This is a genomic window from Mycolicibacterium nivoides, assembly GCF_003855255.1.
GTDB lineage: Bacteria > Actinomycetota > Actinomycetes > Mycobacteriales > Mycobacteriaceae > Mycobacterium > Mycobacterium nivoides.
This window is the reverse complement of the sequence record NZ_CP034072.1, coordinates 1,738,210-1,752,268: the sequence shown is the minus strand read 5'-3', so window position 1 is coordinate 1,752,268 and position 14,059 is coordinate 1,738,210. Positions and strand designations below refer to the sequence as shown.

Sequence of the window (14,059 nt, the reverse complement as noted above, 5' to 3'; positions counted from 1 at the left end):
CTGTGCCACAGAAGCGCCTGTACACAACAGAGTTCTAGTTTGCCGCCCTGGCCGTCAATTCCGGCCGACCGGGCCGCGCCCGTGGCAAGGTAATGGCCCATGCAGCAAGTGCAGGACTCCCCGCGTCACCGCACGTTCTTCGGCCATCCCATCGGGCTGGCCAATCTGTTCGGGGTGGAATTGTGGGAGCGCTTCTCGTTCTACGGGATGCTTACCATCCTGGGCTACTACCTGTACTACACCGCCGCCGATGGAGGCCTGGGGCTACCGAAGAGCACCGCCACCGGCATCGTCGGCGCCTACGGGGGCCTGGTGTACCTGTCCACCGTCCTGGGCGCGTGGGTCGCCGATCGGCTGCTGGGCATGGAGCGCACGGTGTTCTACGGCGGGGTGGTCGTGATGGCCGGCCACATCGCGCTCGCCGTCGTTCCGGGCCTGGCCGGCGTCGGCGTCGGTCTCGTCCTTGTCGCCCTGGGATCCGGCGCACTGAAGGCCAACGCGTCCTCGCTGCTGGGCACGCTCTACGACAAGAACGACCCTCGTGCCGACGGCGGCTTCACCTTGTTCTACCTCGGGGTCAATCTGGGCGCCTTCGTCGGACCGCTGGCGACGGGACTGCTGCAGACGCGCGTCGGCTTCCATTACGGGTTCGGCGCGGCGGCCGTCGGGATGGCGTTGGGGCTCACGCAGTATGTGGTGTACCGGCGCAATCTCGGGACCCACGGACGTGTCGTGGCAAACCCGTTGCCGCCCCGGGCAATCGGGAAGGTCATCGGCGTCGTCGCCGCACTGGCCGGGGCCGTGGCGGTGCTGTTCATGATGCACCTGGTCGAGCTGGCCAACCTGTCGCAGTTCACCACCGGCGTGATCGTCGTGGCCTCGGTGATGTATTTCGCGGTGATGCTGACCAGCACCAAAGTGTCCGAGACCGAACGCATCCGGGTTCGCGCATTCATCCCGCTGTTCATCGCCAACGCGGTGTTCTGGTCGCTGTTCCAGCAGACGTTCACGGTGCTGGCGGTCTACTCCGACGAACGCGTGAACTGGTCGGTCTTCGGCTGGACCGCACCGTCGAGCTGGATCGGGTCGATCGAACCGGTCTGGATCATCCTGCTCTCGCCGTTGTTCGCGCTCATGTGGACCCGGCTGGGCAACCGGGCACCGACCACTCCGCGCAAGTTCGCCTACGGCGTGATCGGCATGGGTGCGGCGTTCCTGCTGTTCCTGCCGATGGCGCCGACCACCGGCAGGGTGGTACCGGCGCTGTTGGTGGCCGGCATCATGATGGTGTTCGCGGTGTCCGAGCTCCTGCTGTCACCGATCGGCCTCTCGGTGACGACAAAGCTTGCACCAGAGGCATTCCGGGCCCAGATGATGGCGCTGTTCTTCTTCTCCGTCGGACTGGGTACGGCCATGTCGGGCGTGCTCGCGCAGCGCTACGATCCCGCCCACGAGTTCGCCTACTTCGGCACACTCGGAGCGGTGGCCATCCTCGTCGGTGTCGTGGTCCTGCTGATGTCACCGCGTATCAGCAGGCTCATGGAGGGGGTTCACTGACTCCGGGACAGGATCTCGGCCAGCAGCGGTGGCTCGATGTTGCCGCCCGAGACGATCACCACCGCCGGCCCGGGCGGCGCCGTCACCTTGCGGTAGCCGGCCAGTGCCACCGCACCGCTGGGTTCGGCGACCAGGTGTGCCCGGTGAGCGAGTTCTCTTACCTCTGAACGGATCTCATCCTCGGACACGGTGATGACATCGTCGAGCACACGTTGCAGATGGGCGAACGTCAACGCCGACGGTGTCGAGCGCAGTCCGTCGGCGATGGTCCGGTTACGTTGCGCCACCGGCCAGTCCACCCGGTGGCCGGTGGCCAGGCTTTCGGCGGTGTCCGCGGCGAGTTCCGGCTCGACGCCGAAGATCTTGGCCTGCGGGCACATCGCACGGATCGCGGTACCCACACCCGAGGCCAGTCCGCCGCCGCTGATCGGGATGAAGACGGATGCGACGTCGGGCAGGTCCTGCGCGATCTCCAATCCGATGGTGCCCTGGCCTGCGATCACGTCAGGGTGATCGAAAGGTGGTACCAGCACGCCGCCGGTGCGCTCGACCAGCTCGGCGGCAACAGTTTCCCGTTCCCCGGCAGCGCACAGCACCACCTGCGCCCCGTGATCCCGGGTGGCCCGTACCTTCACGGCCGGCGTCTCCTCGGGCATCACGATGTGGGCGGCGACGCCATAGGCCGCGGCCGCGTACGCCACCGCCTGCGCATGATTGCCGCTGGAATAGGCCACCACTCCCCTGGCCCGTACGCCGGGATCGAGCCGGCCCAGCGCGTTGAACGCACCGCGGATCTTGAAGGCCCCGATCGGCTGCAGATTCTCCGGCTTGAGCCACAACGGCCGACCGGGATCTCCCCATCCGGCCGCCAACAGCGGGGTTCGCACGATGTCGGGGGCGATCCGCCGGGCCGCGGCGTCGATGTCGTCGAGGGTCACCAGCTTCACGGCACAAGTCTCTCCTGCGGACCGGACCGGCGAAAGCCCGGGCCGCGGCGGGTCCGTTACCGTGGAGCGGCAGACCCCCGGCCTTGGAGTGCTCACGTGACCCAGTACAGCTTCGGCATCGTTCCGCGCTACGCCGAGATCGATCAGCAGGGCGTGGTGTTCAACGGTCACTACCTCACCTGGTTCGACGAGGCATGTACCGGGCTGTTCGACCACCTGCGGGTGAGCTACGCCGACCTGATCGCCGATGGCATCGACATGCAGGTGGTGCACACCGAGATCGATTTCCGGGCGCCGGTCCGGTGGCGGGAGTCGGTGCGCGTCGCCGTGCGGTGCGAGCGCATCGGCACCACCAGCTTCACCCTCGGTTTCACGGTGCTGAGCACCGACGCCTCCGGCGAGGAGCGGCCCCGGGTGTGCGGGAGCAATGTCTACGTCGTCGTCTCAACCGATGACTGGACCAAGCGGCCCGTTCCCGAAGACATTCGCACCGCACTGAGTTCCGTTGCCGGCCAATGAATCTTCCGACCCGACCGTGCCGCCGCGGCTGCGGCGGTAATGTCTGCTCATGGGCGATCAACACGATCACCGACCCCAGCGAGAGTTGCCGCCCGGCATGGCCGAGCAACTGGACCTGCCGCACTCGGGCATGGTCTCATTCGGGCACCGGCCGTTCCTGACCGAGACCGCCCAACTCGACGCCTGGCAGCCCGATGTGGCGATCGTCGGTGCGCCGTTCGACATCTCGACGACCAACCGCCCAGGCGCCCGGTTCGGTCCCCGGGCGATCCGGGCCACGGCCTATGAACCGGGCACCTACCACCTCGACCTCGGTCTCGAGATCTTCGACTGGCTCGAAGTGGTCGATTTCGGTGACGCGTACTGCCCGCACGGGCAGACCGAGGTATCCCACGCCAACATCCGCGAGCGGGTCCACGCGGTGGCCTCGCGCGGCATCGTTCCCGTGGTGCTCGGCGGCGACCATTCGATCACCTGGCCGTCGGCGACGGCGGTGGCCGATGTGCACGGCTACGGCAACGTCGGCGTCGTGCATTTCGATGCGCACGCCGACACCGCCGACAACATCGAGGGCAACCTGGCCAGTCACGGCACCCCGATGCGTCGGCTCATCGAATCCGGTGCGGTGCCCGGCACCCATTTCGTCCAGGTCGGGCTGCGGGGTTACTGGCCGCCGCAGGACACCTTCGAATGGATGCTGGAGCAGGGCATGACCTGGCACACCATGCAGGAGATCTGGGACCGCGGCTTCAAAGAGGTGATGGCGGACGCGGTTGCCGAGGCCTTGGACAAGGCCGAAAAGCTCTATGTCTCAGTCGATATCGATGTCCTTGACCCCGCTCATGCGCCGGGCACCGGCACCCCCGAGCCGGGCGGTATCACCAGCGCGGACCTGCTGCGGATGGTCCGTGAGTTGTGCCGCACCCACGACGTCGCCGGGGTCGATGTGGTCGAGGTGGCGCCGGCCTACGACCACGCCGAACTCACGGTGAACGCCGCCCACCGGGTGGTGTTCGAGGCATTGTCGGGGATGGCCGCCAGGCGTCGCGACGCCACCCAGACCCCGGCAGGGCCGCCCGCACGATGAGCGGCCCGAAGTGTGCGTTGAAACACCACTTCCCGGGTAGCACAATCGGTATGCACGGCGATGCCGGTCGGTGAGGGGGCAATCATGACGCACGCCAACGGTGGCGGATTCGATGATGACGGTTTCGACGACGACGCCCCGGAGGCCGATGTCGTCGAACAACTGATACCGGTCGGTGTCGACGATGAGGACGACGCGATGTCGGATCTGCGGCGGGTGCGGATCTCGACGGACGCCGACGCCACCGAGGCGGACCTGATCGATCAGGCCATCGTGGTGCCACTGGACGACGAGTCCGACTTCGACCGCTGACAGGAAGGATGCCCGGCATGCGTTTGCCCGATGCGTTCGACAGCATCGCCGCTGATACCGCGACGACTTCACGGGTCTTCGGTGACCCGTATGTGACACCCGACGGGGCGACGGTGATTCCGGCCAGCTTGGTCCGGCACCGGCCCGGCAGCGGGCGATCCGACTCCAGACCACTGGGGATTTTCGTCGTCAAGGACGGCAAACCCGCCTGGGTGCCTGCCGTGGACACCACGCGGATCGCGTTGATGGGCGAGCTGATCGGTCTGGTGGCGGCGACATTGGCCACGGTCGCTATGGTGCGTCGTCCACCGTGGCCGGATGTGCGTGGCGAGTTCTCGCGGCGATTCTGAACCGCCATAGACCCAGGGCCACCAATACCAGCAGGGCGAGCACCCACGGCCAGGCCCCGTGCCGGTGCACCCAACCGGCGATCGCGCCCTGGACGCGTCCGGCAGCGGCGATCACCGGATCGTCGGGATTTCCTGCGGCACTGAATAATTGGATCTCATACCAGCCGTAGTACGCGACATATGCGCCGACGGCGATCAGCAGCGCTCCGCTGATCCGGCTGATATAGGGAACCACGCGCCGCAGCCGGTCGATCACCACCGTGCTGGTCAGCGCGGTAGCGACGGCCAGCACCCCGACGACGAGGGTGAAGCCCGCGGCGTACGCGGCGAACACCGCCACACGGTGCACCGCGGTGTTCGATTCCAGAGTCGCCCCGGTGACCGCCAGGAACGGCCCCACGGTGCACGACAGCGACGCGAGTGCGTACCCGACGCCGTAGCCGGCCATCGAACCCAGTCGTGCGGTCGGAGCCCAACCGGTCCGGCCCGCTACCGCGTCCGGCAGCAACAGCCCCAGCCTGCGCCCGGCCAGCAGCCAGCAGCCGAGGACGACCAGGAGGACACCGATGAGCAACGTGACGTACGGCAGGTAGCGCTGGACGGTGTTCGCTGCCGCCACCGTGAGCAGCCCGAATGTGCCGAACACCGCCACGAATCCGGCGGTCATCACCACCGTGGCGGCCAGCGCCCGCCCCAAGGCGGGAAGCGGTCCGCGCGGCGAGGTGCCCCGCACGACCAGTGCGAGGTACCCGGGCAGCAGGGCGAACCCGCAGGGGTTGAGCGCCGCGACGAGTCCGGCCCCGAACGCCAACCCCACCAGGTTGTCTGGCACGCCGGATGACTAGCTCTTCAGGGCCGCGACCCGATCGGCCAGCTCTTGCTGCGGCATGGCCGACGTCGGGTTGTTGACGAATGTCGATGACCCGTCGGCGCGGTAGAAGACGTAGGCGGGTTGCCACGGCACGTTGTACCGCGCCCAGATCGACCCGTCGGCATCATTGAGGTTGGGGAAATTGAGGTGGTACTTGTCGACGAACCCCTGCATGGCCCCCACGTCGGAATGGGCCGCCACGCCGACGAAGCTGACCTGCGGATTGGCCGCGGCAACCTGACTGACCGACGGTGCCTCGGCGTTGCAGAACGGGCACCACGGCGTCCAGAACCACAGCACCGCGGGCCGCCCGGCCAGGCTCGACCCGTTGAACGGGGCACCCGACAAGGTGGTCCCGGTGAACTGCATTCGATCGTCAGCGGCCGCGGTCGGCGCTGCGACCAGTGCGAACATCATCGCGACCGCGCAAAACAGGCCTCGCATCCTCATGACAGTCTCCTTCGGTCAAGTCGCAGCACACGCGTGGCCTGCGCATACCCCCTAACACGGCGGTCGACACGCGGAAGTTCAAACGACCGGGAGATTGGTGCAGCGGTCAGTTCTGCCGGGGCAACAGCTCGGCGGTGAACCGGTCCAGGAAGGCGGTGCGGTCGGCCGGACCCGCCGCCCTGATCACGAACTTGGTCAGGCCGGCGGCCAGGTAGCGATCGAGTTGGCGGTGCAGGTCGGGCCAGTCGGCCGCGATCAGGTCCTCGGGGTCGACGTCGGGCCTGCGGCGACGGACCGCGGCGAGCAGATCGGCCGGCAGTGCGCCGTCCCCGACGGCGAGGCTGATCCCGAAGTGGTCGGGCTCGATGGTGCGGCCCGCCGCAACCGCCTCGGTCTCGATGCGCCGGCGCGCCGCGGCCGCCTCGTCGGGGGTGAGAAAGCTGCCCAGCCACCCGTCGCCGAATTTGCCGATCCGGGTCAGGGCCGCCGGTGCCGACCCACCCAGCCAGATGTCGATCGGGGTCGCCGGTACCGGTTGTACCTGCGCGGAGCGGACGGTGAAGTACTCGCCCTGGAATGACACATCGCCACCGCGCAGGGCGGCTCGCAGCAGGTCAAGGGATTCGTCGAAGACCGCGGCCCGCCGGCCGTCGGGAACCACGAAGATGTCCCGCTCGGGTGGCAGCGCCGAATGGAGCCCGAACGCGGGCAGCACCCGTTTGGGCGCCAGCGCCGCCAGAGATGCCAATTGTTTGGCCACCAAAACCGGATGGCGTCCCGGCAGGATCGCTACCGAGGTCCCGACCTTCAACCGCCGGGTGCGGGCCAGCGCGTAGGCCATGCCGACGAACGGATCCACCGCCGGGGTGTAGACCAGTTCGGAGAACCACACCGAATCGACCCCGGAACTCTCCAGGTGATCGATGACGCCGTCCAGCTCGTCCGGGGTGGTTTCAGCGCCGAGTCCCACGCCGAAGCGAACCTTCATCTCCGGATGTCCCATGCCATTCATATTCGACCCAACACCGGAGATGCGCCTCTTGTGCCCGATCGTTCGGCGGTTCAGAGTAAGACAATGAGCGAACAATGGATTCAAGGGTGCTTGGTCCAGCGGATCACGTTTCGTGATGGCCTGGTGCTCAACCTCGACGACTACAACGAACTGGTCATCTCGGTTCCGCTGGAACTGACGCTTCCGGCGATCGGTACCGACGATTCCGAAGTGGTGTCGCTCGACCCGCGCGCCCTGCGCAACGAGGTCCGCCCGCTGTTCGATTTCGCCGGCCAACGCTGCACGCATGCCGACTGGGAGAACGACGGCAGCCTCCACCTCGGTTTTTCCGACGGCCACCGGATCGATGTGCGGCCCGACGACCGCCAGACCTCGTGGGAGCTGTACGGGAAGTACCACGGCTACGCCGCATGCCTGCCGCACGGACGGGTCCGCGTCGTCCGTCACGATCAGGATGACTCCGATCAAGACGGCGACGACGTCCCCACCCGTGAGAGCGGCTGAACCGGCATACGACGCGGCCGTTGGTACCTACCGGCAGGGCATCAGCCGACGCCGACCCCGATGATCGGGATCCAGACGCCGAACAGCCAGACACCCCACTGCCGGAACCCGTTGTCCCACACCGGGTTCAAGTCATAGCCCCAGTAGTTGACCCGCGGCGGCAGCGGTCCGCCGTTCCAGTGCATCGGTGGTGGCGGGCCCCAACCCCACGGCGGCGGGCCCCTGCGGTCGTCCCACCAGTCGTGCCGGTTGTTCGCCCACCAGGGGCCCTTGTCGTCCCAGTGATCACGGTGGTCGAAATCCGGGCCACGATTGCCGAAATCGCGCCCACGATCGTCGAAATCACGGTCATGGCCGGGCGGCCCGCCGTTGCAGAACGGGAAGCAGTCGTCGTTACCGTGCCCCGGCTTGAGCGGGACGGGCACGGCGGGCGATGCCGACGCCGCAGGAGCCCCCATCCCCGCAGCGCCTATTCCGAACGCACCGACCGTCAACGCAGCCGCCACGAACTTGGTCAGTTTCATACCTGGACCTCCTACAGTCGTGACCCCGGCGCCGGCCATCCCCCAATGGCCCGGCGCCGCAACGCCTTGCAACTCGCCGCTGGACCGAGCGGCGAAAACGTGCACCCCGGTGGGGTATCGCCGCGACGGATCCGAGCGTTACGCCTTCTGCGGTCGGCTCCGGCCCTAACCTGGCGGTGTGGGTATCGCACCGCGGGTCAATGGGGCGCCTCCTCCCGACGTGCCGCGCTCGGAGATCGAACTCGGATCGTGGCAGTTCTGGCGCGAGGACGACGACATTCGCGACGGAGCGTTCGCGGCGCTGCGCCGCGACGACCCGATCTCGTATCACCCGGCGTGCGTCCTCGAGGGTTTTCCCGAAAGCCCCGGGCACTGGGCGGTGACCAGGTACGACGACGTCTTCCAGGCCAGCCGCCACCCGGAGATCTTCAGCTCCGCGTCCGGGATCACCATCGGTGACCAAACTGCGGAATTGGCCGAGTATTTCGGCTCGATGATCGTGATGGACGATCCCCGCCACACCCGCCTGCGCAACATCGTGCGCAGCGCTTTCACCCCGCGGGTGGTGGCCCTGATCGAGGATTCCGTCCGTGACCGGGCCCGGCGACTGGTCGCCGACATGGTGGCCAGAAATCCCGACGGCAACGCCGAACTCGTCACCGAACTCGCAGGCCCGCTACCGCTGCAGATCATCTGCGACATGATGGGCATCCCCGAACCGGACCATCAACGGATCTTCCACTGGACCAACGTGATCCTGGGGTTCGGCGACCCTGATCTGACCACCGACTTCGACGAGTTCCTGCAGGTGGCGATGGACATCGGCGCGTATGCGACGGCGCTGGCCGACGAGCGCCGGGCGGTGCCCACCGAGGACCTCACGACGAGCCTGGTCCAGGCGGAGGTCGACGGCGAACGGCTGACCTCCGCGGAGGTGGCCTCGTTCTTCATCCTGCTGGTGGTCGCGGGCAACGAGACCACCCGCAACGCCATCAGCCACGGCGTGCTCGCGCTCACCCGGTTCCCCGAAGAGCGCGAGAAATGGTGGTCGCGGTACGAGGAACTGGCCCCGACCGCGGTGGAGGAGATCGTGCGCTGGGCCTCGCCGGTGAGCTACATGCGCCGCACGGTCACCCAGGACACGGTGCTCGGCGGGACACCGCTGCCGGCGGGCGCGAAGGTGACGCTGTGGTACGGATCGGCGAATCGGGACGAGTCGAAGTTTGCCGATCCGTGGATGTTCGACATCACCCGCCATCCCAATCCCCATCTCGGATTCGGCGGCGGCGGTGCACATTTCTGCCTCGGAGCAAACCTGGCACGTCGGGAGATCACCGTGGCGTTCGAGGAGTTGCACCGCCAGTTGCCCGACATCGTCGTGACCGAGGAACCCGACCGACTGCAGTCGCAGTTCATCCACGGCATCAAGCGCATGCCGGTGGCTTGGTCTACCCGCTGAGGGTCTACTTGACCGTCAGGGTGCCCAGCATCGCCGGGTGATAGAGACAGTAGAAGGCGTACTCCCCCGCATCCTGGGGAGCCGTGAGCGTCGCCCGCCCCTTGCCCTCGACGTGGACGTCGAACAGTCCCTTGGTCCGCGACGTCACCGAATGCTCGACCTCGTCGTTGTTGATGATCGTGATCTCGGTCCCCGGCGCGACGGGCCCGAGGGCGCTGAACCCCATGCCCTCGATCGCGATGACGGGGCCCGTCGGGACCGACGTGCCCGGGCTGGCGGTGACCGTCTCCGAATGCCGGCCGTGGCCGGTAGGCGAATCCGCTTGCCCGCACGCAACAGTCGTCCCGCCGAGCAAGAACACCGACACGACCAACACTGCAAGTCGAAGCATCCGGACCCCCTGAGATTCGTCCTGACTCAGGCAATTATCGGCCCCGTCAGGGCGCGATGTGCCCGAATCTGCCGATCCGGTGTCTCAGAAGTATCCGTTGGCCGGCGGCCAGACCCCGTTGACCGCGAAATCGCCCGCCGCATATGCCTTGTAGGCCAGCGGGTTATGGCTCGCCACCGTGCGGGCATTGCGCCAGTGCCGGTCCAGGTTGAGCGCCCGGGACGTGGCGGACGCGCCGCCGGTGTCGAACAACCGCTGGGCCGCCGAGAGCGTCAGCCGTTCGGCCACCAACTGTGCGCGGGCGACCGTGATCGCCGCGTCGGCCAGTGCCTGCCCATCATGCTGGCGGCCGCTGTCCACCACCGCGTCGATCGCCGCGGCAGCGGTGAGCACCAGCGTGCCCGCCGCCTCCGCGTCGGCCGCGATATCGCCCACGGCCTGCAGGACGAACGGGTCGGTTGAGGCACTGTCGGACAGGGAGTGCGCCGCGGGCCGGGCCTTGGTCCGCACATACCGCACGGCGTCGTCGAGGACGCCGTATGCGATGCCCGCGGCCACCGCGGCCAGGTACAGCTGCAGGAATGTGGTGCTGTGGCCCAGGTGATCCCCGTCGGACACCGTGGTGACCTCGTCAGGGTGCACCACCACATCGGTGAACCGGGTACCGCCGCTGGCCGTCAGCCGTTGGCCGAACCCGTCCCAGTCGTCGAAGAGTTCGACCCCGGCGCGATCCGTCGGAACGATCGCCTGCAGGTCACGCCTCTCGACGTCCACCGCCGACACCGCGATGACGTCGGCGAACAACGATCCGGTCGAATAGAACTTGTAGCCGTTCAGACGCAGTACACCGTCGTCGTCCGCCAGCACCGTGGTGTCCGCACTCGACGGTGACCGGCCGGCCCCGTCGGTGATCGCGTTGCCGAACACCAGCCCGTCGTTGATCCGGGCGAACCAGCGCACGCGCTCATCCTCGGTGGCACGGTTGCTCAACAAGCGCTCGGCGTATCCGAAGTGAGCCCGCAGCGCCTGGGCGACATTGGAACTGGCGCGCGCGATCTCGATCACGGCGCCGGTCACGTCACGGACGCTGCCGCCGGGTCCGCCGTACCGGGCGGGCACCCGCAATGCGAGTAGCCCGGCGGCCCGGAGGCGGCGCACCGCGTCGTACTGCAGCACCCGGTCCCGCTCGGCGGCCACATCACCGCGCCGAAGTTCGTCGACGATATCCGGAAGCCTGCCCAGCCGGTCGGCCACCGAACCACCAAGCGGCTGTTCGCGTCTGGTCTCGCGTCCGTCCACTGTCGCGGTCATGAGGTGGCCAGATAACGTCGACGTTCCCAGTCGCTGACGTGGCGGCTGTATTCCAGCCATTCGCTGTGTGCGATCGCAGCGAAATCGTGCACGGAGTCGTGCCCCAGAATTTCGGCCACGGTGTCGTCCTGGGTGGCCAGCGCGATCGCCACGCCGAGAGACTCCGGCAGCGCCGTCCCCTTGGAATAGAGGTTGCCGCCCTCGGCGACCGGTGGCGTGCGCTGGGCCCGGATGCCTGCGACCACGGCGGCCAGCGCCGAGGCCACCAACCAGTACGGGTTGGAATCCGAAGCACCACTGCGCAATTCGATGCGGGTAGCCGAGGGGTCGGCATCCACCAGGGATCGCACCGCCGCGCTCCGGTTGTCCCGGCTCCAGGTCACTGTGGCCGGTGCGAACGAATCCGGTACGAACCGCCGGTATGCGTTGACCGAGTGCGCACCGAACAGGGTGATCGACGGCAGATGCTCGAGCAGCCCGGCGATCGACCACAGCGCCAGCTGGTTCTCCTGGCCGCCCTGCGGGGCGAAGGCCGGGTCGCCGTCCCGCCACAGCGAGATGTGCAGGTGCGCCGAGCTTCCCGAGTGTTCGGTGAACGGTTTGGGCATGAAGCTGGCGATCTTGCCGTGTCTGCGGGCCACCTCTTTGGCCGCGTACTTGAGCCGGGCGGCATCGTCGGCGGCCTCCAGGGCATCGGCGTAGATCAGGTTCGCCTCGACCTGCCCCGGGCCGTACTCGGTTTCGATCCCCTCCAGCCGGGTGAAGGCGGCAAGAGTCTGCTGCAGATCGGTGAGCAGCGGATCGAGGGCGTTCGCGTTCTCCAGTGAGTAGGCATGGATGTCGGGCTGGAATGCCGACCCGTCCGGGTCGAGCAGGTAGAACTCCAACTCGACGCCGACCTTGGCGGTGTAGCCGAGCTCGGCCAGCTGTGCGAGTACCCGCCGCAGTACCGCACGGGGATCCAGCTGTGACGGACTGCGGTCATGGGTGACGATGTCGGAGAGCACATGCCCGGTACCGGGACGCCACGGCAGCGGCCGGAACGTCGACAGGTCCGGCACCGCGTGGACGTCCGGATAACCGCCGTCCCAATTGGTCAGCCGCAACCCGTCGATCACCGTGGCATCGGTGTTCCACCCCAAAGATGCTTCGCAGAAGGCGAATCCGCTGCCGCGGGCCCGGTCGAGGAAGCCGGCGGCCGGGATCCGCTTGCCCTGCGCGTGACCGAGGGGATCACTCCAGCCGACCTCGACCTCGGTGATCGAACCGTCCTGGATGCCGTACACCGCATCGTCCTCGGCGGTCCGTGCCGGCGCGCTCACCGCACCGTTGACCGTCATGAGGTGCTCCCGACCCGACGGCCCACGACCACACCGGCCGCGAAGGCGGCGACGAGCACGCCGACGATCACCCAGGCCAGCACGCTGGAACCGCCGACCAGATCGTTGAGGTTGGCCAGGATCAGCACCAGCGCACCCAGCAGACCCGCCAGACCGAGCCCTGGGGCGATGCGCACCCGCCACAGTGAATGGCCGTGCCGGTCGCGAGCGAAGTAGACCAGAACCGCGACACTGGTGGCGATCATCAGCAGCACCACACCGACCGTCGTCGCCCCGGCGAACCAGGTGTAGAACTGGGCGGCCGGGTCCAGCCCGAACACCACCGCCAGCAGGATACCTGCCGCTACGACACCGGAAATCCACAGCGAGGCCTGATGGGGTGAGCCGTGCCGGTCGTGCGGTTGGCTCAGCCGCGCGGGAAGCACGTCGCGCTGCGAGAGCGCGAACACGTACCGCGACGCGACGTTGTGGAAGGCCAGGATGCAGGCGAACAGGCTGGTGAAATACAGCACCGTGATGATGTCGGCGCCGGCCGCGCCGATGTACCGGTGCGCGGTGTCGCCGAGGAAGGTGGAGCCCGAGTCGGTGGCGCGGGCGATGGCCTGCTCGTCGCCCCAACCCGAGATCAACGCCCAGCTGGTGACCGCGTAGAACACCCCGATCAGGATCAGCGCCAGGTAGGTGGCCCGCGGAATCGTCCGCTCGGGAGTGCGGGCCTCGTCGCGGAAGATCGCGGTGGCCTCGAATCCGACGTAGCTGATGATCGCGAAGAGCAGCCCGATGCCCAGTGATCCGGAGAAGATCGCAGTCGGGTTGACGATGCCCGAGGACAATCCGTGATCGCCTCCGTTGGCCACGATCACCAGGTCGAGCACCAGCACGATCGCGATCTCGGCGGTGAGCAGCACGCCCAACACACGGCTGGACAGCTCGATGTTGCGGTAACCGAGGTAGGTGGTGACAGCGAAGGCCACCGCGGCGAACACCCACCAGGGCAGAGCCGGCCCGCCTGCCAGCTCGACGACACTGGCCCCGGCGGGGCCGAGCAGTCCGTACACGCCGGCCTCCAGCGCCACGTAGCTCACGAGTGCCACAAAGGCAATACCGATGCCGGTGGGCAAGCCGAGCGCCTGACGAACATAGGAGAAGAAGGCGCCCGCCTCGTCGACATACGGGGTCATCGCGGTGAAGCCGACCGCGAACAACAGCAGCACCGCCGTGGCGGCGATGAACGTGGCAGGGAATCCGGCGCCGTTGCCCGACGCGATACCCAACGGCACCACACCACCGATCACACCCAGCGGTGCGGCCGCGGCCACCACCATGAAAACGATCGAGGCCACCCCGAGGTTGCCGCGCAGCTGCCGGCCGGCCGGCGGCGGGTAGCCCAACGATTCTGGGGCTGTGGTGGTTTCGGACATGCTC

16 protein-coding genes are annotated in these 14,059 nt (G+C 67.7%); 7 read left to right on the top strand and 9 right to left on the bottom strand.

The window, feature by feature from the left end:
• Positions 1–99 precede the first annotated feature (99 nt).
• Positions 100–1,557: a peptide MFS transporter gene (locus tag EH231_RS08355; protein ID WP_090433308.1), complete on the top strand. Its 1,458-nt coding sequence runs from the start codon at positions 100–102 to the stop codon at positions 1,555–1,557.
• On the opposite strand, the gene EH231_RS08350 is transcribed toward EH231_RS08355, so the two are convergent.
• A complete protein-coding gene (locus EH231_RS08350) occupies positions 1,551–2,504 on the bottom strand; it encodes a threonine ammonia-lyase (RefSeq protein ID WP_090433306.1) in 954 nt (317 codons plus the stop codon). The two genes, EH231_RS08355 and EH231_RS08350, sit on opposite strands and share 7 nt — an antisense overlap.
• A 96-nt stretch (positions 2,505–2,600) precedes the next feature.
• Here EH231_RS08350 and EH231_RS08345 point away from each other — a divergent pair, with 96 nt between their 5' ends.
• From EH231_RS08345 to EH231_RS08330, 4 genes are all read left to right on the top strand, one after another.
• Positions 2,601–3,023: an acyl-CoA thioesterase gene (locus tag EH231_RS08345; protein WP_090433304.1), complete on the top strand. Its 423-nt coding sequence runs from the start codon at positions 2,601–2,603 to the stop codon at positions 3,021–3,023.
• A gap of 49 nt (positions 3,024–3,072) precedes the next feature.
• Positions 3,073–4,110, top strand: a complete 1,038-nt coding sequence (gene speB, locus EH231_RS08340) for an agmatinase (RefSeq protein ID WP_090433302.1) — start codon at positions 3,073–3,075, stop codon at positions 4,108–4,110.
• An 84-nt stretch (positions 4,111–4,194) separates the two neighbouring features.
• Positions 4,195–4,422 carry an Rv3202a family protein gene (locus EH231_RS08335; protein ID WP_090433424.1) on the top strand — a complete coding sequence of 76 codons (228 nt, stop codon included), beginning with the start codon at positions 4,195–4,197 and terminating at the stop codon, positions 4,420–4,422.
• A 17-nt stretch (positions 4,423–4,439) separates the two neighbouring features.
• Positions 4,440–4,772, top strand: a complete 333-nt coding sequence (locus tag EH231_RS08330; protein ID WP_164480810.1) for a hypothetical protein — start codon at positions 4,440–4,442, stop codon at positions 4,770–4,772.
• On the opposite strand, the gene EH231_RS08325 is transcribed toward EH231_RS08330, so the two are convergent.
• The 3 genes from EH231_RS08325 to EH231_RS08315 form a co-directional block, all read right to left on the bottom strand.
• The gene (locus EH231_RS08325; RefSeq protein WP_090433298.1) at positions 4,714–5,604 is read right to left on the bottom strand and encodes a cytochrome c biogenesis CcdA family protein; all 891 of its coding nucleotides are present in this window, start codon (positions 5,602–5,604) and stop codon (positions 4,714–4,716) included. The genes EH231_RS08330 and EH231_RS08325 overlap by 59 nt on opposite strands.
• A 9-nt stretch (positions 5,605–5,613) precedes the next feature.
• Entirely contained in the window at positions 5,614–6,093 is a 480-nt protein-coding gene (locus EH231_RS08320) for a protein disulfide oxidoreductase (RefSeq protein WP_090433296.1), read from the bottom strand.
• A 106-nt stretch (positions 6,094–6,199) separates the two neighbouring features.
• Positions 6,200–7,081, bottom strand: a complete 882-nt coding sequence (locus EH231_RS08315; protein WP_090433421.1) for a TIGR03854 family LLM class F420-dependent oxidoreductase — start codon at positions 7,079–7,081, stop codon at positions 6,200–6,202.
• A gap of 87 nt (positions 7,082–7,168) precedes the next feature.
• Between EH231_RS08315 and EH231_RS08310 the strand changes: the two genes are divergently transcribed.
• Positions 7,169–7,609: a DUF6188 family protein gene (locus EH231_RS08310; protein ID WP_090433294.1), complete on the top strand. Its 441-nt coding sequence runs from the start codon at positions 7,169–7,171 to the stop codon at positions 7,607–7,609.
• Positions 7,610–7,650: 41 nt separating this feature from the next.
• Here the strand turns inward: EH231_RS08310 and EH231_RS08305 are convergent, their stop codons facing one another.
• Positions 7,651–8,133, bottom strand: a complete 483-nt coding sequence (locus EH231_RS08305; protein ID WP_090433292.1) for a hypothetical protein — start codon at positions 8,131–8,133, stop codon at positions 7,651–7,653.
• Between the two features lie 178 nt (positions 8,134–8,311).
• Between EH231_RS08305 and EH231_RS08300 the strand changes: the two genes are divergently transcribed.
• A complete protein-coding gene (locus EH231_RS08300) occupies positions 8,312–9,592 on the top strand; it encodes a cytochrome P450 (protein ID WP_090433290.1) in 1,281 nt (426 codons plus the stop codon).
• Positions 9,593–9,596: 4 nt separating this feature from the next.
• Here the strand turns inward: EH231_RS08300 and EH231_RS08295 are convergent, their stop codons facing one another.
• The 4 genes from EH231_RS08295 to EH231_RS08280 form a co-directional block, all read right to left on the bottom strand.
• Positions 9,597–9,983 carry a cupredoxin domain-containing protein gene (locus EH231_RS08295; RefSeq protein ID WP_241177912.1) on the bottom strand — a complete coding sequence of 129 codons (387 nt, stop codon included), beginning with the start codon at positions 9,981–9,983 and terminating at the stop codon, positions 9,597–9,599.
• An 84-nt stretch (positions 9,984–10,067) separates the two neighbouring features.
• Positions 10,068–11,294, bottom strand: coding sequence for an acyl-CoA dehydrogenase family protein (locus EH231_RS08290; RefSeq protein WP_090433288.1), 1,227 nt, complete (start codon positions 11,292–11,294; stop codon positions 10,068–10,070).
• Positions 11,291–12,634 (bottom strand): glutamine synthetase family protein, encoded by a 1,344-nt coding sequence (locus EH231_RS08285; RefSeq protein ID WP_090433286.1) that lies wholly within the window; start codon positions 12,632–12,634, stop codon positions 11,291–11,293. The genes EH231_RS08290 and EH231_RS08285 overlap by 4 nt, the downstream gene beginning before the upstream one ends.
• On the bottom strand, positions 12,631–14,055 hold the full coding sequence (locus EH231_RS08280) for an APC family permease (protein WP_090433284.1): 1,425 nt from the start codon (positions 14,053–14,055) through the stop codon (positions 12,631–12,633). Before EH231_RS08280 ends, EH231_RS08285 begins: the two co-directional genes overlap by 4 nt.
• Between the last annotated feature and the right edge of the window lie 4 nt (positions 14,056–14,059).